Annotated in this window: 23 protein-coding genes; 8 read left to right on the plus strand and 15 right to left on the minus strand. The window is 47.1% G+C overall.

The window, feature by feature from the left end:
• Nucleotides 1-39: 39 nt before the first annotated feature.
• From purL to BQ5809_RS08775, 4 genes are all read left to right on the plus strand, one after another.
• Complete coding sequence (gene purL / locus BQ5809_RS08760) at nucleotides 40-3,927, plus strand: phosphoribosylformylglycinamidine synthase (protein WP_003785968.1); 3,888 nt, start codon at nucleotides 40-42, stop codon at nucleotides 3,925-3,927.
• A 29-nt stretch (nucleotides 3,928-3,956) separates the two neighbouring features.
• A complete protein-coding gene (locus BQ5809_RS08765) occupies nucleotides 3,957-4,193 on the plus strand; it encodes a hypothetical protein (RefSeq protein WP_003785967.1) in 237 nt (78 codons plus the stop codon).
• Complete coding sequence (locus BQ5809_RS08770) at nucleotides 4,187-4,366, plus strand: hypothetical protein (RefSeq protein WP_032827629.1); 180 nt, start codon at nucleotides 4,187-4,189, stop codon at nucleotides 4,364-4,366. Before BQ5809_RS08765 ends, BQ5809_RS08770 begins: the two co-directional genes overlap by 7 nt.
• A gap of 87 nt (nucleotides 4,367-4,453) precedes the next feature.
• Nucleotides 4,454-5,371, plus strand: coding sequence for a pseudouridine synthase (locus tag BQ5809_RS08775; RefSeq protein WP_003785964.1), 918 nt, complete (start codon nucleotides 4,454-4,456; stop codon nucleotides 5,369-5,371).
• A 64-nt stretch (nucleotides 5,372-5,435) separates the two neighbouring features.
• Here BQ5809_RS08775 and BQ5809_RS08780 read toward each other — a convergent pair whose 3' ends face one another.
• The 7 genes from BQ5809_RS08780 to ilvA form a co-directional block, all read right to left on the minus strand.
• Nucleotides 5,436-5,717 carry a hypothetical protein gene (locus BQ5809_RS08780; RefSeq protein ID WP_003785963.1) on the minus strand — a complete coding sequence of 94 codons (282 nt, stop codon included), beginning with the start codon at nucleotides 5,715-5,717 and terminating at the stop codon, nucleotides 5,436-5,438.
• Between the two features lie 134 nt (nucleotides 5,718-5,851).
• The gene (ispG, locus tag BQ5809_RS08785) at nucleotides 5,852-7,117 is read right to left on the minus strand and encodes a flavodoxin-dependent (E)-4-hydroxy-3-methylbut-2-enyl-diphosphate synthase (protein ID WP_032827628.1); all 1,266 of its coding nucleotides are present in this window, start codon (nucleotides 7,115-7,117) and stop codon (nucleotides 5,852-5,854) included.
• A 71-nt stretch (nucleotides 7,118-7,188) separates the two neighbouring features.
• Nucleotides 7,189-8,055, minus strand: coding sequence for a helix-turn-helix domain-containing protein (locus BQ5809_RS08790; RefSeq protein WP_003785961.1), 867 nt, complete (start codon nucleotides 8,053-8,055; stop codon nucleotides 7,189-7,191).
• Nucleotides 8,055-8,855: a type IV pilus biogenesis/stability protein PilW gene (pilW, locus tag BQ5809_RS08795; protein ID WP_003785960.1), complete on the minus strand. Its 801-nt coding sequence runs from the start codon at nucleotides 8,853-8,855 to the stop codon at nucleotides 8,055-8,057. The genes BQ5809_RS08790 and pilW overlap by 1 nt, the downstream gene beginning before the upstream one ends.
• A complete protein-coding gene (gene rlmN / locus BQ5809_RS08800) occupies nucleotides 8,852-9,946 on the minus strand; it encodes a dual-specificity RNA methyltransferase RlmN (RefSeq protein WP_003785959.1) in 1,095 nt (364 codons plus the stop codon). Before rlmN ends, pilW begins: the two co-directional genes overlap by 4 nt.
• 157 nt (nucleotides 9,947-10,103) lie before the next feature.
• Nucleotides 10,104-10,538: a nucleoside-diphosphate kinase gene (gene ndk / locus BQ5809_RS08805; protein WP_003785958.1), complete on the minus strand. Its 435-nt coding sequence runs from the start codon at nucleotides 10,536-10,538 to the stop codon at nucleotides 10,104-10,106.
• A 97-nt stretch (nucleotides 10,539-10,635) separates the two neighbouring features.
• Nucleotides 10,636-12,171 (minus strand): threonine ammonia-lyase, biosynthetic, encoded by a 1,536-nt coding sequence (ilvA, locus tag BQ5809_RS08810; RefSeq protein ID WP_003785957.1) that lies wholly within the window; start codon nucleotides 12,169-12,171, stop codon nucleotides 10,636-10,638.
• Nucleotides 12,172-12,350: 179 nt separating this feature from the next.
• Between ilvA and BQ5809_RS08815 the strand changes: the two genes are divergently transcribed.
• Nucleotides 12,351-13,544, plus strand: a complete 1,194-nt coding sequence (locus BQ5809_RS08815) for a D-alanyl-D-alanine carboxypeptidase family protein (protein ID WP_032827627.1) — start codon at nucleotides 12,351-12,353, stop codon at nucleotides 13,542-13,544.
• Between the two features lie 79 nt (nucleotides 13,545-13,623).
• Here the strand turns inward: BQ5809_RS08815 and BQ5809_RS08820 are convergent, their stop codons facing one another.
• From BQ5809_RS08820 to BQ5809_RS08840, 5 genes are all read right to left on the minus strand, one after another.
• Nucleotides 13,624-14,931, minus strand: coding sequence for a dicarboxylate/amino acid:cation symporter (locus tag BQ5809_RS08820; RefSeq protein ID WP_003785955.1), 1,308 nt, complete (start codon nucleotides 14,929-14,931; stop codon nucleotides 13,624-13,626).
• 283 nt (nucleotides 14,932-15,214) lie between these two features.
• A complete protein-coding gene (gene tsaD, locus BQ5809_RS08825; protein WP_003785953.1) occupies nucleotides 15,215-16,288 on the minus strand; it encodes a tRNA (adenosine(37)-N6)-threonylcarbamoyltransferase complex transferase subunit TsaD in 1,074 nt (357 codons plus the stop codon).
• Nucleotides 16,289-16,529: 241 nt separating this feature from the next.
• The gene (locus BQ5809_RS08830; RefSeq protein ID WP_003785950.1) at nucleotides 16,530-17,150 is read right to left on the minus strand and encodes a 7-carboxy-7-deazaguanine synthase QueE; all 621 of its coding nucleotides are present in this window, start codon (nucleotides 17,148-17,150) and stop codon (nucleotides 16,530-16,532) included.
• Nucleotides 17,147-17,572: a 6-carboxytetrahydropterin synthase QueD gene (gene queD, locus BQ5809_RS08835; protein WP_003785949.1), complete on the minus strand. Its 426-nt coding sequence runs from the start codon at nucleotides 17,570-17,572 to the stop codon at nucleotides 17,147-17,149. Before queD ends, BQ5809_RS08830 begins: the two co-directional genes overlap by 4 nt.
• A gap of 65 nt (nucleotides 17,573-17,637) precedes the next feature.
• Nucleotides 17,638-18,432: an inositol monophosphatase family protein gene (locus BQ5809_RS08840; RefSeq protein ID WP_003785948.1), complete on the minus strand. Its 795-nt coding sequence runs from the start codon at nucleotides 18,430-18,432 to the stop codon at nucleotides 17,638-17,640.
• 56 nt (nucleotides 18,433-18,488) lie between these two features.
• On the opposite strand from BQ5809_RS08840, the gene BQ5809_RS08845 reads away from it, so the two are divergent.
• Nucleotides 18,489-19,211 carry a 16S rRNA (uracil(1498)-N(3))-methyltransferase gene (locus BQ5809_RS08845; RefSeq protein WP_003785947.1) on the plus strand — a complete coding sequence of 241 codons (723 nt, stop codon included), beginning with the start codon at nucleotides 18,489-18,491 and terminating at the stop codon, nucleotides 19,209-19,211.
• Nucleotides 19,212-19,224: 13 nt separating this feature from the next.
• Here BQ5809_RS08845 and BQ5809_RS08850 read toward each other — a convergent pair whose 3' ends face one another.
• From BQ5809_RS08850 to BQ5809_RS08860, 3 genes are all read right to left on the minus strand, one after another.
• A complete protein-coding gene (locus BQ5809_RS08850; protein WP_003785946.1) occupies nucleotides 19,225-19,728 on the minus strand; it encodes an alpha/beta hydrolase in 504 nt (167 codons plus the stop codon).
• 17 nt (nucleotides 19,729-19,745) lie between these two features.
• Nucleotides 19,746-20,519: an exodeoxyribonuclease III gene (locus BQ5809_RS08855; protein ID WP_003785945.1), complete on the minus strand. Its 774-nt coding sequence runs from the start codon at nucleotides 20,517-20,519 to the stop codon at nucleotides 19,746-19,748.
• A 217-nt stretch (nucleotides 20,520-20,736) separates the two neighbouring features.
• The gene (locus BQ5809_RS08860) at nucleotides 20,737-21,498 is read right to left on the minus strand and encodes a lysophospholipid acyltransferase family protein (RefSeq protein ID WP_003785944.1); all 762 of its coding nucleotides are present in this window, start codon (nucleotides 21,496-21,498) and stop codon (nucleotides 20,737-20,739) included.
• A gap of 149 nt (nucleotides 21,499-21,647) precedes the next feature.
• Between BQ5809_RS08860 and BQ5809_RS08865 the strand changes: the two genes are divergently transcribed.
• Together BQ5809_RS08865 and BQ5809_RS08870 are read left to right on the plus strand one after the other, a co-directional pair.
• Nucleotides 21,648-22,535, plus strand: a complete 888-nt coding sequence (locus tag BQ5809_RS08865; protein ID WP_003785943.1) for an NAD(P)H-hydrate dehydratase — start codon at nucleotides 21,648-21,650, stop codon at nucleotides 22,533-22,535.
• A 237-nt stretch (nucleotides 22,536-22,772) separates the two neighbouring features.
• Nucleotides 22,773-23,645 carry a transferrin-binding protein-like solute binding protein gene (locus BQ5809_RS08870; RefSeq protein ID WP_234982870.1) on the plus strand — a complete coding sequence of 291 codons (873 nt, stop codon included), beginning with the start codon at nucleotides 22,773-22,775 and terminating at the stop codon, nucleotides 23,643-23,645.
• Nucleotides 23,646-23,734: the final 89 nt, after the last annotated feature.

A 23,734-nucleotide genomic window follows, 5' to 3' on the forward strand; every position in this document is an offset into this window, starting at 1 on the left:
GCGCTCCTTCCACTAACCACATCGTGAGTTTAAAAAATCATGTCTGTTGTTACTGCTTTGCGTGGTGCGTCCGCGCTTTCTCCGTTCCGTGTTGCAAAATTGCGTCAAAAGGCGGCAAAATTGGGGCTGCCTGAAACGCAGATTTCAAGTGAATTTTGGTATTTTGTTGCGTCGTCTGCGCCATTGAATGCGGCGACGATTGAAAAATTACAGGCTTTGCTGGCTGCTGAATGCGTAAACGCGCCCACAGCCACGCAAAGCCTTTTTTTGATTACGCCGCGCATTGGCACGATTTCGCCTTGGGCGAGCAAAGCAACCGACATCGCGCAAAACTGCGGTATTACGGACGTGGAACGCATTGAACGCGGCATGGCGGTCTATATTTCAGGCAGCCTAAACGATGAACAACGCCAAAAATGGGCAAGTTTATTGCACGACCGCATGACCGAATCCGTGTTGCCCGATTTTCAGGCAGCCGAAAAATTATTCATTGCACACCAAGACCAAACATTTGAAACTGTTGATATTTTGGGCGGTGGCAAGTCGGCGTTGGAATCGGCAAATAAAACAATGGGTTTAGCCTTGTCGCCCGATGAAATTGATTATTTAGTTGAAAACTATCAACAGATTAATCGCAATCCGTCTGATGTGGAATTGATGATGTTCGCGCAAGCCAATTCCGAGCATTGTCGCCACAAAATTTTCAATGCCGATTTTATTTTGAATGGCGAAAAACAAGAAAAATCACTGTTCCGCATGATTCGCGACACGCACGAGAAATCGCCAAACGGCACGATTGTCGCCTACAAAGACAATTCGTCTGTGATTGAAGGTGCGGAAATTGAACGCTTTTACCCCAACGCGGAAAACGCGCAACAATATGATTTCCATAAAGAAAAAACGCACATCATCATGAAAGTGGAAACGCACAATCACCCCACCGCCATTGCGCCATTTGCAGGGGCGGCGACTGGGGCTGGCGGCGAAATCCGCGATGAAGGCGCGACTGGGCGCGGCTCACGTCCGAAAGCTGGCTTGACTGGTTTCACGGTGTCTAATTTGAATATTCCCGATTTCAGTCAGCCTTGGGAACAAATTTACGGTAAACCTGAACACATCGCTTCGCCGTTGGATATTATGATTGACGCGCCTTTGGGCGGTGCGGCGTTTAATAATGAATTTGGTCGCCCAAATTTGCTCGGCTATTTCCGCACGTTTGAGATGAAACACGGCGACACGGTGCGCGGTTTCCATAAGCCAATTATGATTGCTGGCGGTTTGGGGAATATTCATTCTGAACAAACACATAAACACGAAATTCCCGAAGGCGCGTTGTTGATTCAACTGGGCGGCAAAGGTATGTTAATCGGTTTGGGCGGTGGCGCGGCTTCGTCTATGGACACAGGCAGCAACAACGCGGATTTGGATTTCAATTCCGTGCAACGCGGCAACCCCGAGATTGAACGCCGAGCGCAAGAAGTGATTGACCGTTGCTGGCAGTTGGGCGCGGACAAAAATCCGATTATTTCTATTCACGATGTGGGCGCAGGTGGCTTGTCTAATGCGTTCCCTGAATTGGTTAATGACGCTGGGCGCGGTGCAAAATTCGCGCTGCGTGATGTGCCGTTGGAAGAACACGGCTTAAATCCGTTGCAAATTTGGTGCAATGAATCGCAAGAGCGTTATGTGTTGGCAATCCTGCCTGAAAATTTGGCTTTATTCCGCGAAATTTGCGAGCGCGAGCGTTGTCCGTTTGCGGTGGTTGGCACGGCAACCGATGACGGACATTTGCAAGTGCGTGATGATTTATTTAGCAACAATCCTGTTGATTTGCCATTGAATGTGTTGCTCGGCAAACCGCCTAAAACCACACGCACCGATGAAACGTTCAGGCAGCCTGCACCTGAATTTAACGCGGCAAAATACGATTTTCGCGAAAGCGTTTACCGCGTGTTGCGTTTGCCAGCCGTTGCCGCCAAAAATTTCTTGATCACGATTGGCGACCGCAGCGTGGGCGGCATGACGCACCGTGACCAAATGGTGGGGCGTTATCAAGTGCCTGTGGCGGATTGCGCGGTAACAATGATGGGCTTCAACACGCATCAAGGCGAAGCGATGTCTATGGGCGAAAAACCTGCCGTAGCGTTGGCGGACGCGCCAGCATCGGGGCGTATGTGCATTGGCGAAGCGATTACGAATATTGCGGCGGTAAACATCGGCGAAATCGGCAATATTAAATTGTCGGCGAACTGGATGGCGGCTTGCGGCGTGAAAGGCGAAGACGAGAAATTGTACCGCACGGTACAAGCGGTGTCGGAAACGTGTCAAGCGTTGGGCGTGAGCATTCCTGTTGGCAAAGACAGTTTATCTATGAAAACGGTGTGGAACGACAATGGCGAGCAAAAATCGGTTGTGTCGCCATTGAGTCTGATTATTTCCGCGTTTGCACCTGTGAAAGACGTGCGTAAAACGGTTACGCCTGATTTAAAACCGATTGAAAACAGCGTGTTATTGTTGATTGATTTGGGCTTTGGTAAATCGCGCATGGGCGGTTCGGCTTTGGCGCAGGTGTACAATGAATTGGGCGGCGAATCGCCTGATATTGATGCAGACACATTAATCGCGTTCTACGAAATCATGCAACAACTGGTTGCCGAAGACAAATTGTTGGCGTATCACGACCGTAGTGATGGTGGTTTATTTGTTACTTTGGCAGAGATGGCGTTTGCAGGGCGTGCTGGGTTGCGGATTGATTTGGAAAACGATTTTGCCATGGAACGTTTGGTGGAAAATCACACCGACCAAGATATTTTATTTAATGAAGAGTTGGGCGCAGTGTTACAAATTCGTAGCGAAGATTTATCTTACGTTCAAGCTTTGTTTGAACAACGCGAATTCCCTGAATTGCTGTATCAAATTGGGCAGCCTGAAATTGGCAGCGACCGCATTGTGATTGGCGAACACACGTTTAATCTGCTGGAACTACAAAAAATTTGGCAAGAAACGTCTTACCAAATCCAAAAATTGCGCGATAACCCAGAATGTGCCGACAGCGAATTTGCCTTGATTGGTGATGAAAAAGCGAAATTATTCGCAAATTTAACGTTTGATTTAAAAGAAGATATTGCCGCGCCATACATTTCAGGCAGCCTGAAACCGAAAATCGCCATTTTGCGCGAACAAGGCGTAAACGGACAAATTGAAATGGCGGTGGCGTTCAACCGCGTAGGTTTCCAAGCGATTGACGTTCACATGAGCGATTTAATGGCTAGGCGCGTGAATTTGGCGGATATGCAAATGTTGGCGGCGTGTGGTGGTTTCAGCTATGGCGATGTGTTGGGCGCAGGCGAAGGCTGGGCGAAATCCATTTTGTTCCACGACAAATTGCGCGACCAATTTGCGGCGTTTTTCGCCAATCCAAACACGCTGACTTTGGGCGTGTGCAACGGCTGTCAAATGGTCAGTAATTTAGCAGAAATTATCCCAAATTCAAATGGTTGGGCGAAATTCAAGCGCAATGAATCGGAGCAATTTGAAGCGCGTTTGAGCATGGTTAAAGTGGCAAAATCGCCGTCTTTGATTTTGAATGAAATGGTTGGGTCGGCGTTGCCTGTGGTTGTGTCGCATGGCGAAGGTCGGGCGGATTTCGCGCATTTAGGCGGCGATGTGCCTGCTGATTTGGCGATTGCGCTGCAATATGTGGACGGCACGGGCGCGGTTACGCAAGCCTATCCGCTCAATCCAAACGGTTCGCCAAACGGCATCGCGGGCATCACGACAACAGACGGGCGCGTTACGATTATGATGCCGCATCCTGAACGTGTGTTCCGCACCGCGCAAATGTCGTGGTCGCCGAGTGAGTGGCAGGACAGCGAATTGGGTGGGTGGTATCGTTTGTTTGCTGGGGCGCGTAAGGTGTTGGGTTGATTGATTTTATTTTTTAAAGGATAAGCAATATGAAAAAAGCATTAACATTTATCGCACTAATGGGTTTGACTGCTGGTGCATTGGCTGCGCCGATTGTAGATGGGACTTATGAATATCAAGAGGGCAACAATAACGGTATCCTATTGATTAAAAAAGGAATAGGCGATAATTATCGCATTTTGGTAGAAGCGGTCGCAGCCTACAACGGTACATTTAACAGCTCATCTTTTGACCACCGCAATATGAAGTTGAAAATGGTGTGTTAGCGTACCGAAATGCGCAAGAAGGTTGCGATGTGCAATTTATTCCCAAAGGCAAAACGATTGACGTGAAATTGAATCTTGAAGTAGGTAATTGCGGTGCAGGTGCGCGTTCTAGTATTGAAGGCACTTATAAATTTCAATCAGGCAAAACGCCGTTTAATCAATATAACCAATAAAATACGTTAAAAAGCAGCCTGCACTTTTTGTTTATCAAAAGTGCAGGCTGCTTTGATTGCGCTATTTAAAGTGCAGGCTGCTTTTTTATGAAAAACAATCCCCTACCCTTGCTAGACGGCATCAAACCCAGCTATTTGGTCTTGCCGCACGATAAACAGTTTTACAACCAGCCGCTCATTGATTTTTTGTGCGCTCATTTTCCATTTGTGAGCAAACCAGCGTGGCAAGCGCGGCTCAACAGCGGCATGGTGGTCAATCAGCAAGGCGAGCCAATCAACGAAAACGAGCCGTTTGTGGCGGGCAACATCATTTATTATTACCGCGAAATCAGCCGCGATGACGAACCGCGTATTCCGTTTGACGAAAAAATTTTGCTGTTGGACGAGCATTTAATTGTGGTGGATAAACCGCATTTTTTGCCTGTGATTCCAAGTGGACGATTTCTGCGCGAAACGCTTTTAACGCGCTTGCGTTTGCACCCAAATTTGCAACATTTGAATGTGGCAGACATCACGCCGATTCATCGTTTGGACAAGGACACGGCTGGCGTGATGTTGTTGTCGCACAATCCACAAACTCGGGCGGCATATCAGCAGTTGTTTCAGCAAAAAGTCATACAAAAAACCTATCATGCGCTTGCGCCGACTCGTTTAGATTTGGCTTATCCGCTGACTGTGCAATCGCGTTTGGTGCGCGGCGATTCGTTTTTCCTGACCAAACAAATAGACGGCGAACCCAATTCGCAAACCGAAATCCGACTGCTGGAACAGCGTGGCAAACACAGTTTGTATGAATTGCGCCCCATCACAGGCAAGAAGCATCAACTGCGCGTCCACATGATGCACTTGGGTATGCCGTTACTTAACGATGCTTTGTATCCTGTGGCGCAAGAAGCTGGAACGGAAGATTACGCCAAACCGCTCAAATTGTTGGCGAAAAAGATTGTGTTTATAGACCCGATTTCGGGCGAAGAACGTTGTTTTGAAAGCGAACAGAATCTATAAAAAAGTGCAGGCTGCTTTTTGCACGAAAAATCCGTGAAAAAGCAGCCTGCACTTAATTTAATCATCACAAAAATTGATACAAAATACCATGCACCAGTTGTTGAAATTGGCGGTATTTTTCAGTTTTGCCAATTTTATCACCTTCCAAATGGATTTCAATCAACGCGCCCGTTTTGTTGCCATACAGCACCATATTGTCAATTTGAAACGTTGTTTTGCCATTTTCGTTTTTTTCGGGAACGATAAACGCCTGCATCATTTCGCCAGTGGGAATATTTTGAATCACAATACTTTTTTTCACATTAGCTGGCAATGCACCGCCCACAAAATGAAATGGATACACCATGATAGCTATAAATAAAAATTTGATGCTCCAATTTGGGGTTATTTTTTAAATAAAGCTGAAATAAGGCTTTGCGTAAATCCATTTTTTCCAAAATAGGCATCGTTATCTCCAATCAAAAAGCAGCCTGCATGCGATTAAACAGTTTGAATCGGAATCACACGATTAGTAGCGCGTTTTTTTCCGCCCTCGCCGTAATTCTCTTTTACATATTCTTGCACAATGGCAAGAAATTCCTGTGCCATATTATCGCCTTTAAGCGTTACTTTGCGCTCGCCATCTACATACACAGGCGCAACTGGCGTTTCACCCGTACCAGGCAATGAAATACCAATGTCTGCCAATTTACTCTCGCCTGGCCCGTTTACCACGCAACCCATTACCGCCACATTCAGGCTTTCCACACCAGGGTATTGCCAACGCCAAACCGTCATTTGTTCACGCAAATATTGCTGAATATCACGCGCTAATTCTTGGAAAACCGTACTCGTGGTGCGACCACAACCTGGGCAAGCCGTAACCATTGGCGTGAATGAACGCAAACCCATTGTTTGCAAAATTTCTTGGCCCACCACCACTTCTTGCGTGCGCGAAGAACCTGGTTCAGGAGTTAATGAAATACGAATCGTGTCGCCAATGCCTTCTTGAAACAATACCGACAGCGCGGCGGTTGAAGCCACAATCCCTTTGCTGCCCATGCCTGCTTCGGTCAAACCCAAATGCAAGGGATAGGCACAACGCGAACCCAAATCACGATAAACCTGAATCAAATCCTGCACATTGGAAACCTTGCACGACAAAATAATTTTGTTTTCAGGCAGCCCCAATTCCACCGCTTTTTGCGCCGATTGCAACGCGGAAACGATTAACGCTTCCTTCATCACTTCTTCGGGCGATTTTGGGTTGGCGGACGCTAAATTTTCGTCCATCATTTTTTTCGCCAAACTTTGGTCTAGCGAACCCCAGTTCACGCCAATTCGAACTGCTTTGTCATGCTCGGCAGCCGTGCGAATCATGTAGGCAAATTTTTCATCGCCTTTCGCGCCTTTACCGACATTACCAGGATTGATGCGGTATTTGGATAAGGCTTTGGCACAATCGGGAAACTCCGCCAACAAGCGTTCGCCATTGAAATGGAAATCGCCAACTAATGGCACGGCGCAACCCATGTCGTCCAAGCGACTACGGATTTCGGCAACTTTTGATGCAGCTTCGGGCGAATTGACGGTGACTCGCACCATTTCCGAGCCAGCGTCCGACAGTTCTTTGACTTGTTGCGCTGTGCCAATCGCATCGGCGGTGTCTGTGTTGGTCATGGATTGCACGACTACGGGGAAATCTGAACCCACGGTAATGTGGTCAATTTGAACTTGGTGCGTTTTGCGGCGTGTAATATGTGGCATGATATTGTGTCTTAAAAGATAAATGTGCAGGCTGCTTGGTTTTTGTATCAAAGCAGCCTGCAATTTTGTGATTATTGTGGTACAGAAGCACCAGAGTTAAGCGGTTTATCGCCAACGGTAAAGGTTGCCGATTTACCTCTCTTGGCGGCTTCTACGTTAAACGATTCGCCATTGAATGTAACCGTTGTGCCGCTGGCATAACCCAAGCGTACTTCAAATGGTGCACCATTGCTAAAACGATATTCGCTGCGCGCTGGCACGATTTGGTTAATCAATACTTCGCCTTGCACGTTGGTCACGGTAAGCATCGTGCGATAACGCGCGTTGATGACCAATTCGCCAGCAATCGCAGCAACAGGCGCAGAAGCCGATTGTGCTACCGAAGAAGCGGTTACAATTTGCATATCGCTAGCGGTCATCGGTTTCACAATCACATTGCTGGTATTCAAACTAGGTACAGAAGCCGTTGCAACACTACTTGCCGACAAGACGGAAGTTTCTGCTTCTTGTTTTTCGTGTTCTTGCTGCGATTTAGCTTGCCACATATACACGCCATAGCCCAAACCAGCCGCCAGCAACAGCCCAACAATCCAAAATGGGAACGATTTTTTGGGTGTTGCATCGTTGCCCAAATTAAACTTACTTTGCCCTGCATGTTGCACTTTGTCTTGTGGCGAAATGTGCGATAAAGCCGCATTAAGCGTTTCTTCTTCAACATCTAAAAAACGTCCATAGCTACGCAAAAAACCACGCACAAAAACAGGTTCGGGTAAATTAACATATTCGCCATTTTCCAAAGCATCAATTTGACGAGCTGGCAATTTTAATCGTTCTGACACTTCGCCAACCGAAAGCCCTTTTTTTTCACGATGCTGACGCAGTTTTGCGCCCAGTTCTTGCGGAGTCGTCATTGAATTTTGGGTTTCTTGTTTAGTCATTATTCGGTACTTCCAGTGCTAATAGATTGTAATTCTTCAGAATAAGGATAATTGGCACGCAATTGTGCTTCGTATTCATAAGCAGCCTGCGATTCGCCATTGGCACGCGCAATTTGCCAGCCCAACAACAAAGCTTTTGCATTCAACTGATTCACGCGACTTTGATAAATGCGGAATAAGCGGTCGGCTTCGCTATATTGCCCTTCTTCCAATTTAGTACGCGCACGTTCCATAAACACAGGCACAAATTCTGGGTTCAAATTCAAAGCGCGTTCGTAATAAGCATTTGCCAAACCATATTGCTTCAATTTTGCGCTACAAATTGCCTTGTTCAAATACGCCATTTCGGGCGTTGGATAAGTTGGGTCTGCCAAAGCCTTGTCAAAATACGGCAACGCTGCATTGGCATTATTTTTAATCGAACACAAATACCAACCATAGTTATTGTTGATTTCTGCGCCAGTTGGGCTAATAGACAAGGCACGCGCAAAACTTTCTTCCGCCTTGTCATACACTTTCAAAAATTGATAGATTTGAGCACGAATCAACCACGCCATGTCATAGCCACTATCCACTTTTAGCGCATCTTCAATCGCTACCGTTGCGGCACGATAGTCTCTGGCGTTCATGTATTCGACTGCCAGTTGCGTTTTGATGCGAACCGCTTCGGCATTTTTTTCGCTGCGTGTCATGTCACGAAATTGGGTCAATACTGTGCCTTGTGTAACGCAACCTGTTAGCAAAAATGCAATGCCACACGCAATCGAAAATTTTGATAACGCTGCTTTTATCAACTTCATGCTTTTGTCTCCAAATAAATTTGTTGCCATTTTTCTTGGCGTTTGGTTTTGTCTTTTACCTGACCTGCTAATTGACCGCAGGCTGCATCAATGTCATCGCCGCGCGTTTTGCGAACAGTGGTAACCAAATCCGCTTCCATCAAAATTTCTTTGAAAATATTGATGTTTTTGTTGCTAGAACGCTCGTAACCCGAATTAGGGAACGGATTAAACGGAATCAAATTAAATTTACATGGCGTGTCTTTGACCAATTCCACCAATTCACGCGCGTGTTCGGGTTTATCATTCACACCGTCCAACATCACATATTCAAACGTGATGAAATCACGCGGTGCTTTCACCAAATAGCGGTTGCAGGCTGCCATGAGTTCTTTGAGCGGATATTTTTTATTCAACGGTACGATTTCATCGCGCACTTTGTCGTTTGATGCGTGTAGCGATACGGCTAATGCGACTGGCATATCTTCTTTTAGTCTATCCATTTGCGGCACCATGCCCGATGTAGACACGGTAACACGGCGGCGCGACAAGCCGTAACCATGGTCGTCCAACATAATAGATAGTGCGGTAATCACGTTATCGTAGTTTGCCAACGGTTCGCCCATGCCCATCATCACAACATTGGAAATCACGCGCTCATTTTTTGGGGTAACGCCTAATGCTTTGTTTGCCCACCATAATTGTCCGATGATTTCGGCAGCAGACAAATTACGGTTAAAGCCTTGTCGCCCAGTTGAACAAAATGTGCATTCCAACGCGCAACCCACTTGCGATGAAATACACAACGTACCACGCTCGGTTTCGGGAATAAACACGGTTTCCACGCCGTTGCCTGTGCCGACGTCAAGCAGCCATTTGCGCGTGCCATCTTTGGATTCTTGCGAAGTCATCAAGGCTGGAATGCCAACTTCGGCTTGTTGTTCCAATTTGGCGCGTAGGGATTTTGCCAAATCGGTCATTTGTTCAAAATTTTCTGCTCCGCCCTGATGAATCCAGCGCATGACTTGTTTGGCGCGAAAGGGTTTTTCGCCCATTTGCGCAAAATGTTCTGTGAGTGCTGGTAGGTCGTAATTGAGCAGATTGGTTTTCATGTGGTTGTGGTTTTGATTGTTATCAATAAATTAAATTTAAAGGTGCAGGCTGCTTCTTAATATAGGCAATCATGCCTACGGCATACCCTTTATATAACCAAATCAAAGATTTGGACAAAAGGGCAAAGCAGCCTGCACATTCTTTTCTGTTACAAAATTAACCGCGTGTGCGTGGGCAAATTTCGGTTGCTGCAAAAAAGTAAGCGATTTCAATTGCAGCGGTTTCTGCACTGTCTGAACCGTGCACCGCGTTTTGTTGCATGCTATCGGCAAAATCTTTGCGGATTGTGCCTGCATCGGCATTATCGGGATTGGTCGCGCCCATGATTTCGCGGTTTTTGGCAACGGCGTTTTCACCCTCCAATACCTGAATCATCACAGGCCCACTGGTCATAAATGCAACCAAATCATTGAAAAATGGACGCTCTTTGTGAACCGCGTAAAAACCTTCGGCTTCGGCACGAGTCAAATGTTTCATTTTGGCAGCGATAATTTTTAAGCCTTGGCTTTCAAAACGGTCGTAGATTTTGCCAATAATACTTTTGCCCACTGCATCGGGTTTAACAATAGAAATGGTGCGCTCAATCGCCATGATGGGTTTCCTTATATCAAGAAGGTGGGTTAAATCAACAAAAAATTCCCAGCATTCTATCAAGTTTTTACGCTAATTCAAAGCAGCCTGCACTTTTTTATGCCGCCAAAAACAATTTATAGGCTGCGTTTTCGGTTTGTTCTTCAAACGCATAGCCTAGGGTATCCAAAAATGCGTCAAAAGCGGCGTTATCGGACGGTGGAACATCGATGCCAACCAAAATGCGTCCGTAGTCCGTGCCGTGATTGCGGTAATGGAATAACGTGATATTCCAATCGGTTTGCATCGCATTTAGGAAGTTCGCCAAGGCTTTGGGGCGTTCGGGGAACTCAAAGCTCAACAGGCGTTCGTTTTGCACGTTGTTGGTGCGTCCGCCCACCATGTAACGCAAATGCACTTTGGCCATTTCGTCGTGGCTTAAATCGATGTGCGGCAACTGTGCGGCTTCAAAATCGGCGCGAATTTTGGCGCGGTCATTTGCGCCTGCGCTTTGTATGCCCACAAAAACGTGCGCGATTTGGTCGTCGCCATAGCGATAGTTGAACTCGGTGATGTTGCGCGAACCGACTACATTCACAAATTCGCGGAAGCTGCCTGCGCGTTCGGGAATCGACACGGCAAAAATCGCTTCGTTGCCCTCACTCAATTCGCTGCGCTCCGACACATGGCGCAAGCGGTGGAAGTTCATGTTTGCGCCAGATGTAATCGCGATAAAGGTTTCATCGGCAACATCGTTTCGCGCAATATAGGCTTTGAGCCCTGCCAATGCCAACGCGCCTGCTGGTTCGCAAATGCTGCGCGTGTCGTCAAAAATGTCTTTGAGCGCACCGCACACGGCATCGGTGTCCACTGTGATAATTTCGTCCAACAAATCGTGGCACATACGGAACGTTTCTTCGCCCACCAATTTGACCGCCGTGCCGTCCGAGAACAAACCCACGTCTTTGAGTTCCACACGTTTGCCTGCCATGACCGACACTTTCATCGCACAGCTATCGTTGGTTTGCACGCCAATCACTTTGATGTCGGGGCGTACTTGTTTGATGAACGCTGCCACGCCAGCCGCTAATCCGCCGCCGCCAATCGGCACAAATATGGCGTGAATGGGTTTGGCATATTGACGCACGATTTCCATACCGATTGTCCCCTGCCCTGCAATCACATCGGGGTCGTCAAACGGTGGAATATAGGTCAAACCGCTTTGGGCAACCATTTTCATCGCGTGGTCGTAGGCATCGTTATATGACACGCCTGCCAACACGACATTGCCGCCACGCGCTTTAACAGCATCTACTTTGATTTTGGGCGTGGTTTCGGGCATTACAATCGTGGCTTGGCAATCGAGTTTTTGTGCCGACAACGCCACGCCTTGTGCATGGTTGCCTGCGCTGGCGGTAATCACGCCTTTTTGCAATTCGGCTTCGGAAAGTTGCGCCATCTTGTTGTATGCACCGCGTAATTTGAATGAAAACACGGGCTGCAAGTCTTCGCGTTTAAGATAGATTTTATTGTTCAAGCGGCGTGATAAGTTGGCGGCAAAATCCAATGGGGTTTCTTTGGCGACATCGTATACTGATGCGGTTAAGATACGAGTTAGATAATCGTGGTATTCGGGATAGGGATTGGCTTTCATGATTGTGTTCGCGTAACAGAAAAGTTGTAACCATAACGCGGACAAGCGGTAAATGCAATACAAACGCGCTTTCTTTGGCGTTTTATGGGTATAATCCCCCCAAAAAATATCGCAGGCAGCCTGCACTTTATCGCAACAAAGTGCAGGCTGCTTTTTTTACTGTAAACGGAGTAAACACAATGAAAAAAATACTCTCTATTTTGATTTGCACCACTTTATTGCACACGCCTGTTTGGGCAAATACCGCCAGCGAACCCAATGTGCAGGCTGCTTCTGCACCTGTGCCTTTGTCGTCTATTCAGCTGCCCGAAATCAAAGCCGTTGCCTATTTGGTGCAAGATTTGCAAAGCGGTCAAATTTTGGCACAAGCCAATGCCGACCAAAAAATCGAACCTGCATCGCTAACCAAAGTCATGACCGCTTATTTGGTGTTTCAAGCCTTGGAAAACAAAAAAATCACGCCCGACCAAACCACCAAAACATCGGAACACGCTTGGCGACAAGCAGGTTCGCGTATGTTTTTGGAACTGGGCAAGCCTGTGAGCGTGCAAGATTTGGTGCATGGCTTGGTGGTGCAGCTTGCCAACGATGCCGCCGTGAGCTTGGCAGAATTGCTAGCTGGCAGCGAAGCCGAATTTGTGGCGTTGATGAATGCCGAAGCCAAACGTTTGGGCATGACCAACACCCATTTTGACAACGCGACGGGTTTGTCGAGCCAAACGCATTTAACCACCGTTAAAGATTTGGCGATTTTGTCCAACGCGCTCATTCGCGATTTTCCGCAATATTACAAAATTTATTCAACCAAATCGTTTACTTATAACACCATCACGCAGCAAAACCGCAATTTATTGTTGTTTCGCGATGACAACATTGACGGCTTGGCAGCAGGCTATACCAACAGCGGCGGCTACAATTTAATCGCATCGAGCAAGCGCGATGGTCGCCGCGTGTTGAGCATTGTGGCAGGGGCAGCCAGTGCCGAATCTCGCGCCACCGAAAGCAGCAAATTGCTCAACTACGCGCTGCTGAATTTTGACACGCAACCCATGTTTCAAGCAGGCAAAGAAGTCAGCACCGTCAAGATTTTTAAGGGCGCGCAAAACAGCGTTGCCATTGGTTTTGGGCAAGATGCGTATGTGACCGTGCCACGCAATCAGCAGACGAACATCAAATCGTTTATCGATACGAATCAGCCTGTGTTAGCCCCCATCAAAAAAGGGCAGGTTTTGGGAACATTCCGCCTGATGCACGGCGAGCAAGTGTTGGCAGAACAGCCTGTTGTGGCGTTGCAAGACGTGGGCGAATCGGGCTGGTTTGGACGTTTGGTTGATAGTTTTGTGCTGTGGTTTCAAAATTTGTTTGCGGATTAAGGTTGCATAAAATATAAAAAAGTGCAGGCTGCTTTTGTTATATAAAAAAGCAGCCTGCACTTTTATTCGCCCCATTCAATCAAGGTTTTTCTTGTCGATTTAATGCCTTATCTAATTGTTCTTTATCCAACGCATTTTCCCAACGCGCCACCACAATCGTTGCACACGCATTGCCGACTAAATTGGTCAGCGCACGGCATTCCGACATAAAACGGTCAATACCCAAAATCAACGCCATACCCGCCACAGGCACGCTTGGCACAACCGACAAAGTCGCTGCCAATGTAATGAAGCCTGCACCTGTTACGCCAGCCGCGCCTTTGGAGCTCAACATCGCCACCAGCAACAGCGAAAACTGTTCGCCCCACGACAAATCAATCCCCACCGCTTGTGCGATAAACAAGGCTGCCATCGTCATATAGATGTTTGTGCCGTCCAAATTGAACGAATAGCCAGTTGGAATCACCAAACCCACCACCGATTTTTCGCAGCCTGCTTGTTCCATTTTGTGCATCAACGTGGGCAATGCCGCTTCGGAAGACGATGTTCCCAGCACCAGCCACAATTCGTCTTTGATGTATTTGATGAGTTTGATAATGGAAAAGCCGTTGTATTTTGCCACCGCGCCCAAAATCACCACCACAAACAAAATAGACGTGATGTAAAACGCACCAACCAGCATCAACAAATTGCTAATCGATTTGATGCCGTATTTACCAATCGTAAATGCCATTGCACCAAACGCACCAATTGGCGCAAGATTCATCAGCATTGCCACCATTTTGAACACAGGTGCAGACAATTCTTGCAGCAAATTGGTAATGGGACGCGCCTTGTCGCCCACGCTTGCCAACGCCACACCAAACAAAATCGCCACAAACAACACTTGCAAAATATTGCCTTCGGTTAATGGGCTAACAATGGTGGTGGGGATAATGTTCATCAAAAAATTGACCACTGTTGCGTCTTTGGATTTGGCAACATAGCCCTCTACTTTGGAACTATCGAGCGTGTGCGGGTCAATATTCAGCCCAGCGCCAGGTTGAATCACATTGGCAATCACCATGCCCACAATCAAAGCCAAAGTCGAAAAAATAATAAAATAAACAAACGCTTTACCTGCCACGCGCCCTACTTTTTTCATATTGGTCATGCCTGCGATGCCTGTTACCACCGTCAGAAAAATCACAGGGGCAATAATCATCTTCACGATTTTAATAAACGCATCGCCCAGCGGTTTCATTGCCTCACCAGTTTGCGGAAAGAAATGCCCGAGCAAAATACCCAACACAATGGCAAAAACTACTTGCACATACAAAATTTGGTAAAACTTTTGCTTTTTGATTGGGGTATGGGGATTTAATTCGGAAGGGTCGATGTTCAACATTTTATGTTCTCCGTGAGCAATTTTTATTCTGAATGACGCACCCAAAAAAAGAAGCTATTTGGGATAGCAGCCCTTAATGTAAAGACTAATTCACATTCAGGCAAATGTTGATTTGTGTAAATTTGATTGGATTTTTGTAATGATTTGATTTAATTTTGAAAATAAAATGACAAAAAATGCAGGCTGCTTTGAATTTGCATCAAGAGCAGCCTGCACCTTTTGTCCAAATCTATTGATTTGAGTATAAAAGGTGTATGCCGTAGGCAGGCACTCCATTTAAACCTTATCCACGCACAATCTCACGCAATGACCAACGCGGTTTCACATCAAACGCAAACGAATGTTCTGCCGCTTGAACGCCATGCAACAAACGCATTGCGCCAGCAAACGCAATCATCGCGCCATTGTCGGTACACAAAGGCAAGGGCGGAAAATAGGTTTTCACGTTTTCGGGCGGCGATTTGGGCGATGTTTTGACCGACAAATCTGCCAATTCTGCGCGTAATTTCCAGTTTGCGCCCACGCCGCCTGCCACCACCAAAGTACGAAAACCTGTCTGCAACAAAGCGGCTTTGGCTTTTGCCACCAATACGTCCACCACCGCGTCTTGAAATCCACGACAAATATCGTTGCGTGTGGATTCGGGCAATGGGTCGCTAGGCGATAAATTGAGCTGGGCGCGTGTTTTTTCTACCGCCGTCAGCACCGATGTTTTTAAGCCAGAAAAGCTCATTTGCAAATCATGGCTGTGCAACATCGGGCGCGGAAAGGGGTAAGCATCGGGCGAACCCAATTTGGCGTATTCCGACAAAATCGCGCCAGCAGGATACGGCAAACCAATCAATTTTCCTGTTTTATCAAACGCTTCGCCTGCGGCATCATCCACCGTTTCGCCCAGCAATTCGTAATCGCCAAAATCGTGCACTGCCATAAATTGCGTGTGTCCGCCCGACACCAGCAACGCGACAAACGGAAATTCTGGCACGTTGTCTGCCAACAAAGGCGACAGCAAATGTCCTTCCAAATGATGTACGGGTAACACAGGTTTGTTCAACGAAAACGCCAGCGCATTGGCATAAGCCGAACCTGCCAACAACGCGCCGCCCAAGCCTGGCCCTTGCGTGTAGGCAATCGCATCCATGTCGTTGTATTGCAGATTGGCTTCTTTGAGTGCGGCTTGTGTGAGCGGCACAAGGCGGCGAATGTGGTCGCGGCTGGCGAGTTCTGGCACAACGCCGCCGTATTCTGCGTGCATTGCCATTTGGGTGTGCAGTTGATTGGCGATTAAGCCGCGTTCTGTGTCGTAAATGGCGATGCCTGTTTCATCGCACGATGATTCTATTCCTAAAACTATCATATTGTTTCTTTGTCAATATTTTTTCAGGCAGCCTTATAGTACACGACAGAAATTTTTATATTTAAGCAAATCTACTCCCTCTCCTGTGGGAGAGGGTTGGGGAGAGGGAAAAAACTTTCAGCCTTAACAAAGATTTGTTTTACTCGGAAATTTTCCCCTCTCCCTAGCCCTCTTCCAAAGGAGAGGGAACAAGGTTGCTATAATTCAAAGTTGCATCATGCGCTTTCAGGCAGCCTGAACATTATTCAATGCCACACAATTTATGCGTTTGAATGCTTAATTGCCAATGCGGTTTACCCACACGCGCATTCAATTTCCCCAATAGCGTAATGGTTTGTAAAATATTCATCTCCCCCTGCTGCTCGCATGGCGACAGATAATAGCGTGGCGATTCAATTTTTTGCTCAATCAATTCACAAAAATCAAACACATCAACATTATCCACCACAATTCGCACCTCATCGGCACGTTTCAGGCAGCGTTTTTCATACGCCTCCGTATACAAACGCTTCGGGCTGGTTGCCACAAAATCAATTTGTTTAGGTACGTCTTTTAGCCCATTGGTTTCCATTGCCAAAAAATAGCCTTCCGATTTCAAGCAATCCAGCAATGCCACCAAATGCGGCTGAATAGTCGGTTCGCCGCCCGTGATAATGATATTTTTCGCTAAAAATTCATGCACTTTTACCATAATTTGCGATAGCGTCATCATACCAAATTCATTGTAATTCGTATCGCACCAATGGCAAGCCAAATTGCATTTACCAAAACGAATAAACACACTCGGCATACCCGTATTGTAGCCCTCGCCTTGTAGCGTTTCAAAAATCTCCACAATGCGGAAAGTTGGTTCATTCGTCATGCCGCGTACTCACAATAAGAAGACGGCGTTTCCCACAACCGAATTAAACTAACAGGTAAATTTGCTTCCGCCGTTAACACATTAAAAATATGGCGCGTCATTTCTTCGGCTGTGGTGCGCGTGTTAATACCATAAGTTTTTGAATTTAATTGATTTAACAAATTTGCCACTTGACACTCACGCTCGCTGGTTGTGTCGTAAATAAAAGCGTGGTCCATTTTGTCTAAAATATGCGTTTTGACTACCGCTTTTAAATCGGCGAAATCCATCACCATGCCTTTTTTTGCGCCCGATTCGTGCAGGTTGCCTGAAATTTCAACTTGTAAAATATAAGTATGTCCATGTAAATTTTGGCATTTTCCATCATGTCCGTCCAACATATGCGCCATATCAAATGTAAATTCTTTTGCCGTTTTAAACATCAAATTCCTTATTATTGCCACCGTTTTGGTAGTCTAAAAATGGTCAATCGGAAGTCTATTTAGGATTACTGATTTTTTCTTATCCATGCCAACCACGGCTCAAACAGTGCAGGCTGCCCTGCGGCAATAACCGAGCGTTGAAAAGCGTGTTTGCCGCTCCAAAAATCATCGCCTTCCAAAGTGGCGAGCAAACCGCCCGATTCTTCAAAAATCAACGCGCCTGCTGCGTAGTCCCACAAATTTTGTCCGCCATGAACATAGACATCGTATCGCCCAGCCGCCAAGTAACACCAATCCAAAGTGCTGCTGCCCATGCTGCGGAGCGTGCCAAATGGTGCAAACAAGTTCAAGCTATTTGCCAATTTGCCATTACGCAAGCGTCTGATTTCCACGCCTGCCACCGCTTCGCGCAAGGTTTTGTGAATGCGGCGCAAGGGCAAAGTTTGACCATTTAGCCACGCGCCTTGTCCACGAACCGCTGCAAAACATTCTTGCAAAACAGGGTTATACACCACACCAAGTTGGGCGCGTCCGTTTTGCACATATGCCACTGACACCGCAAAATGAGGTATGCCGTTTACAAAATTGTTCGTGCCGTCAATCGGGTCGAGCACCCACAAGCCTTGTTCGGCGTTGTGCCACAGCGCGTGTTGTTCTGCGCTGGTCATTTCTTCGCCTAGCACAGGCGCGTTGATAATACTAGGCAGCCTGCACTCAAAGGCTTTTTGCGCGGCTAAATCGGCTTGCGACAGCATGCTGCCATCGGCTTTGCGCGCACTTTCCACTTTTAGGTAATAAGGCATGATTTGGTTGGCAGCAATGTCGCGCACCAAATCTTGTAAACGTTGAATTGCGTTCATAAATAGAAAACTTTTGTTAGAATGGCGTTTTGCCAAAGACAGGGATAGTACCACAAATGCCACGCTTTTATCTGCCCAACCTGCCCGATGCAGGCGAGTTAAATCTGCCCGATTGCATTGTTCGCCATATTCAAGTGCTGCGTTTGAATGTGGGCGATGATTTGATTTTGTTTGATGGACGGGGCAAGCGCGTTCATGCCACGCTCACGGAGTTAGGCAAACGCAAAGCAGCCTGCACCCTTGCGCCAACCGAACAAATCAACAGCGAAAGCGCGTTGTCGATTCATTTGCTGCAAGCGATTTCCAGCGGCGAGCGCATGGATTTCACCATTCAAAAAAGCGTGGAATTGGGCGTGGCGAGCATTACGCCGATTTGGAGCGAGCGTTGCGTGGTTAAGCTACAAGGCGAGCGTGCCGATAAGCGCGTACAGCGTTGGCAAGACATTGCGATTTCGGCGTGCGAGCAATGTGGGCGCGACATCGTGCCAGAAGTGCGCCCGATTGTGCGTTTTGATGATTACATCAAGCAAATGCCACGCGAGCAACTGCATTTGCTGATGAGCTTGCAACAAGCCAAAAGTTTGCAAGCCATGCAGCCCGCACCGCAAACGGTTTATTTGATGATAGGCCCAGAAGGCGGCTGGACGGCTGCCGAAGAGCAAGCCGCGCTAGATGCAGGTTTTCAGGCGATTGTGCTGGGCAAGCGCGTGTTGCGGACAGAAACCGCTTCGTTGGCGGCGATTGCGGCAATGCAGACTTTGTGGGGAGATTTTGTGTGATGCCAACATTGCACTATCGCAACACCATTTCCTGCATCAACTGCATTCCCCATTGCCAATCGCGTTGGCGTTGCTGATTAACAGCATCAGACAAAGCAAAAAACCGCGCTTGCCACAGCGGTGCTTGTTGCGAAAGCCAATCGCTATCGTCCAAGCAGCCTGCACAAACAGCCGTGGGACATTGAAAGCGCACACGCAACTCGTTTGATGTGCAGGCTGCTTTTTGTGGCGCGAGCAAAATGGCAGCGCGCAAACGCTTATGCATCGTCCAACTTTCCACATAATGCCAAGACAACAACGCATTTGCGCCCATGCCATGCGCCACCGCCACCACGTTTTGACTGGCAATCGTCGCAAAAGCAGCCTGCACCGCCGTCAATCGTTCGTTTACCGATTGCATTGCCGACACGCCCACCCTTTGCACCAAAGGATAACCACGCGTCCAAGCATCAACCCACGCTTCGGGCGCGTTGTTATCGTGCAGCAACAGCAAGGTTAGGTCATCATCGTTCCACATAAAAGGCAGCCTGCACTTTAAAACGCATAATCGTAATCCACCACCAAAGGCGCGTGGTCAGAGAATTTTTCATCTTTATAAACGTGTGCCGATTGCGCTTTCGCTGCCAATTCGGGCGACACCATTTGATAGTCAATCCGCCAACCTACGTCTTTTGCATAGGCTTGTCCGCGATTGCTCCACCAAGTATAACCTGCCACATCGGGATACAATTTGCGCCACATATCCGTCCAGCCGAGCTTTGCAATCACATTACCAATCCACTCGCGTTCTTCGGGCAGGAAACCTGAATTTTTCAGATTGCCTTTCCAGTTTTTGATGTCGATATTTTGGTGCGCGATATTCCAATCGCCACACACCACCACATCGCGCCCTTCCGCCAATAAATCCGCCAAAATCGGATAAAACGCATCTAAAAATTGATATTTATACGCCTGACGCTCTTCCGCGCTCGTACCGCTTGGCAAATACAACGAAATCACACTCAACCGCCCAAAATCCGCCCGAACAAATCGCCCTTCATTGTCAAACAATTCAATGCCCAAACCATATTGCACACGATCGGGCGCACGTTTGCTGTAAATCGCCACGCCGCTATAACCGCGTTTTTGGGCGCAATGCCACACGCCGTGCATACCGTGCGGTTGTTGCATTTCTACTGATAAATCCGCTTCTTGCGCTTTCAATTCTTGCACGCAGACAATATCCGCGCCCGATTGCGCGATGTATTCCAAAAAGCCTTTTTTGTAGGCAGAACGAATGCCGTTTACATTTGCCGAGATAATTCGCATTTTGTTGTGTAACCTTTTTGTATGAATTTGTTAAAATGGTGGCATTGTAAACACTTTCAGGCTGCCTAAAAGGAAAAACTTCATGCCAAAACGCTATTTTTTTCTCGCGCTATTATTCGTCATCAGCAGCGCACACGCCGAAATTGCCGCACCGTGGGAATAATTTTGCAAGCAGCCTGCACATTCCAATTAAAGTGCAGGCTGCTTTTTCAATAATTTATGAATTCGGATTCGGGCTATCTTGTTCCACCACTTGACGCAAATATTGCTCCACTTCGTCTTTAATCGCAAAACGGTCGGCAAACGAAGCAGCCTGCAACGGTTCGGCAAAATCCACGCGCACATCAATTTGCGCTTGCGACACAATGCGCCACACCGATTGCAATAAGCCCACATTGGCAAACGACACCATTTGACTGCGCTGTTGGTTCACATAATAACGCAAAACAATGGCTTGAACAGGCGCGTTTGCCATAATTGCCGCTTGAAACAACGCCGCTTTCAAGGGCAAAACGCCATCGCCCAAACTGGTTTTGGCTTCGGGGAAAAAGCACACGTTTTCGCCTTGTTTCAAGGCGGTGGCAATGGAGGTATTGATGGGGTCGATGTCTTTGCGATTACTGCGGTCGATGAACACCGTGCCTGCATTTTTGACCAATTTGCCCACCACAAACCAGCTTTCGATTTCTTTCATGGCGATAAAACTGGCAGGTTGCAGCGCGTTAATCACCAAAATATCCAGCCACGATACATGATTTGCCACCACCAATGTGCCATTCCAAGATGCAGGCTGCTTTTCGTGCTGCAAACGCACATTTAAAATTGCCAAGCAGCCTGCACTTAATTGGCGAATGATTTGATTGCGCTGTGCAGCATCGTGTTGCGATAAGCGGTTAATCTGGCGGATTGCGCCAAACAGCCAAATCAGCAATTTAAACAGTCGGCGAAATCGCCCAAAAAAAGAAATCGTTGGATTCATGGTTTGTTGTATCACAAAAAATAAAGGGCGAATAATGCAGTGATTGCCCTATTCTGGCAAGCATAGGTGCAAAATCATGCAGAATTTTTTTGGCGCATCGTGTAAAATTTCGCCATTATTTTCCAATTTGTCTATTTAACATTTTCACTATGGCTAATACCACTCGTTCTAATATCAATTTGGCGATGTATCAACGTTATGCCAAACGTCATTTCCCCAGTCTGCTAATGCCACACCTGCCCAATACGCATAAAGGCACATTTGGCACGGTTGGCATTGCAGGCGGTGCAGTTGGCATGGCTGGCGCACCTTTACTCGCAGGTGTTGCCGCCATGTTTACAGGTTGCGGCAAAACAGTGGTGGCATTTAACCAACCACAACTACCTATGCCTGTTCATGCGCCCTACCCTGAATTAATGCTCGACATCGCTGCCAATGCTTCAAAACGCCAAGACGTTGATGTCTGGGCGGTTGGCTGTGGTTTGGGGCGCGATGAAGCGGCGATTCAATGCGTACAAAACTTGTGGCATTCAGACCAGCCGCGTTTGGTGTTAGATGCCGATGCGCTACACATTTTGGCGGATTACCCTGACAAATTTTGCAAACACAAACACAACGATTTAGTGCTGACACCACACCCAGGCGAAGCGGCACATTTGCTTAACATTACCATTAATCAAGTGCAAGATTACCGCCCATGGGTTGCGCGTGAACTGGCAGACCGTTATCACTGCTGGGTTGTGCTAAAAGGACACGACACCATTATTTCATCGGCGCGCGGTCTTTTGCATACCAACAATACAGGCAACGCAGGCTTGGCAACCGCAGGCAGCGGCGATGTCTTAACTGGCATCATTACCAGCCTACTGGCGCAAGGATTACCTGCCGAAGAAGCCATTCCTGCTGGCGTATGGCTACACGGTGCAGCATCGGAATTACTGGAACAATCACAAACTGGGCCTATTGGGCTAATGGCTGGCGAATTGGCAGAAATGGTGCGCTGGTTACGCAATCGGCTCACTATTGGTGCGGTTTAATCGCTCTATTTGATATATTTAAGTGCAGGCTGCTTTTTAATAGACAAAGCAGCCTGCACTTTTTTGTTTATATCGATAGCATCAATACATTCTCAACAAAAAATTCTCAGTATTTAAAACCAATATTTAAAATTGATGTTGATTTAGTAAATAATATGAATTATCATTATTTAAATTTATGCAATTTAGCAAAGTTTTACTTCATCAACCCTGTTTATCGACAAGAGGATTTTTTGTATGAACATTCCATTTAAGTTGAGTGCGATTGTGATTGCGTGTAGCTTGGGTTTAACAGCTTGCGGTGGTGGCGGCGGTTCATCGCTTAGCACGCAATCTACGCCTACACCAACGCCACCTGCGCCTACACCAACGCCACCTGCGCCTACACCAACGCCACCTGCGCCTACACCAACGCCACCTGCGCCTACACCAACGCCACCTGCGCCTACACCAACGCCACCTGCCAGCAATAGCTCGGTTAAATTTATTGTTGATACAGCCAGCAAAACTTTGACAACCGTAAACGACACGTTTACTGCATTGCGAACTGTAGTAGTGGATGGTGTCAGCATTCAGTTGCCAAACAAAACAGACAGAACAACTTTAACAGAAGCTGACAATTACCGTATTTTCAATAACCTAGACAATGTGGTTTATGGTGCAGCAACTGGCAACGGTAAACACGCTTTGTTTGTACAAGGTAATTTAACTGCCGATATGCCTAGTGGCACAGCAAAATACAGCGGACAAGTGTTGCACTATCGTGGTCGCGTTTTGAATGGCTCTGGTGTATTGACTGGCTCTAATATCGACTACACTTACACTTACAACGGCACATTCACCGCAACGGCTGATTTTTCAAGCAAAAAACTGTCTGCTATCATTAACAGCGGAGATAGTTCGTATATGGGAACAAAAACCTTCAATGCGGTTATTAATGGCAACAGATTTAAGTCAGATAGCTCATCGCCCGATCAAACGATAGAAGGTGGTTTCTATGGTGCTAATGCGGCAGAAATTGCAGGTAAGTACCAATTTATTGATGGTAAGAGTGATACACTTTCTGACAGTGGCTTCGGCGTATTCGGCGGTAAAAAACAAACGCCCTAATTCCCCAAGCTAATCCCTGAATAAACAACCTGCCTGCTTGTGTTTTGCAGGCAGGCTGTTTTATTGTGCAGGCTGCTTTTATTTGCCTA

This window comes from Kingella kingae ATCC 23330, assembly GCF_900111845.1.
Lineage (GTDB): Bacteria > Pseudomonadota > Gammaproteobacteria > Burkholderiales > Neisseriaceae > Kingella > Kingella kingae.

What these genes read in the sequence shown, in the direction of transcription:
- purL (WP_003785968.1), top strand. Translation starts at nt 40, where the DNA reads ATGTCTGTTGTTACTGCTTTGCGTGGTGCGTCCGCGCTTTCTCCGTTC.
- BQ5809_RS08765 (WP_003785967.1), top strand. Translation starts at nt 3,957, where the DNA reads ATGAAAAAAGCATTAACATTTATCGCACTAATGGGTTTGACTGCTGGT.
- BQ5809_RS08775 (WP_003785964.1), top strand. Translation starts at nt 4,454, where the DNA reads ATGAAAAACAATCCCCTACCCTTGCTAGACGGCATCAAACCCAGCTAT.
- BQ5809_RS08780 (WP_003785963.1), bottom strand. Translation starts at nt 5,717, where the DNA reads ATGGTGTATCCATTTCATTTTGTGGGCGGTGCATTGCCAGCTAATGTG.
- ispG (WP_032827628.1), bottom strand. Translation starts at nt 7,117, where the DNA reads ATGCCACATATTACACGCCGCAAAACGCACCAAGTTCAAATTGACCAC.
- BQ5809_RS08790 (WP_003785961.1), bottom strand. Translation starts at nt 8,055, where the DNA reads ATGACTAAACAAGAAACCCAAAATTCAATGACGACTCCGCAAGAACTG.
- pilW (WP_003785960.1), bottom strand. Translation starts at nt 8,855, where the DNA reads ATGAAGTTGATAAAAGCAGCGTTATCAAAATTTTCGATTGCGTGTGGC.
- rlmN (WP_003785959.1), bottom strand. Translation starts at nt 9,946, where the DNA reads ATGAAAACCAATCTGCTCAATTACGACCTACCAGCACTCACAGAACAT.
- ndk (WP_003785958.1), bottom strand. Translation starts at nt 10,538, where the DNA reads ATGGCGATTGAGCGCACCATTTCTATTGTTAAACCCGATGCAGTGGGC.
- ilvA (WP_003785957.1), bottom strand. Translation starts at nt 12,171, where the DNA reads ATGAAAGCCAATCCCTATCCCGAATACCACGATTATCTAACTCGTATC.
- BQ5809_RS08815 (WP_032827627.1), top strand. Translation starts at nt 12,351, where the DNA reads ATGAAAAAAATACTCTCTATTTTGATTTGCACCACTTTATTGCACACG.
- BQ5809_RS08820 (WP_003785955.1), bottom strand. Translation starts at nt 14,931, where the DNA reads ATGTTGAACATCGACCCTTCCGAATTAAATCCCCATACCCCAATCAAA.
- tsaD (WP_003785953.1), bottom strand. Translation starts at nt 16,288, where the DNA reads ATGATAGTTTTAGGAATAGAATCATCGTGCGATGAAACAGGCATCGCC.
- BQ5809_RS08830 (WP_003785950.1), bottom strand. Translation starts at nt 17,150, where the DNA reads ATGACGAATGAACCAACTTTCCGCATTGTGGAGATTTTTGAAACGCTA.
- queD (WP_003785949.1), bottom strand. Translation starts at nt 17,572, where the DNA reads ATGTTTAAAACGGCAAAAGAATTTACATTTGATATGGCGCATATGTTG.
- BQ5809_RS08840 (WP_003785948.1), bottom strand. Translation starts at nt 18,432, where the DNA reads ATGAACGCAATTCAACGTTTACAAGATTTGGTGCGCGACATTGCTGCC.
- BQ5809_RS08845 (WP_003785947.1), top strand. Translation starts at nt 18,489, where the DNA reads ATGCCACGCTTTTATCTGCCCAACCTGCCCGATGCAGGCGAGTTAAAT.
- BQ5809_RS08850 (WP_003785946.1), bottom strand. Translation starts at nt 19,728, where the DNA reads ATGTGGAACGATGATGACCTAACCTTGCTGTTGCTGCACGATAACAAC.
- BQ5809_RS08855 (WP_003785945.1), bottom strand. Translation starts at nt 20,519, where the DNA reads ATGCGAATTATCTCGGCAAATGTAAACGGCATTCGTTCTGCCTACAAA.
- BQ5809_RS08860 (WP_003785944.1), bottom strand. Translation starts at nt 21,498, where the DNA reads ATGAATCCAACGATTTCTTTTTTTGGGCGATTTCGCCGACTGTTTAAA.
- BQ5809_RS08865 (WP_003785943.1), top strand. Translation starts at nt 21,648, where the DNA reads ATGGCTAATACCACTCGTTCTAATATCAATTTGGCGATGTATCAACGT.
- BQ5809_RS08870 (WP_234982870.1), top strand. Translation starts at nt 22,773, where the DNA reads ATGAACATTCCATTTAAGTTGAGTGCGATTGTGATTGCGTGTAGCTTG.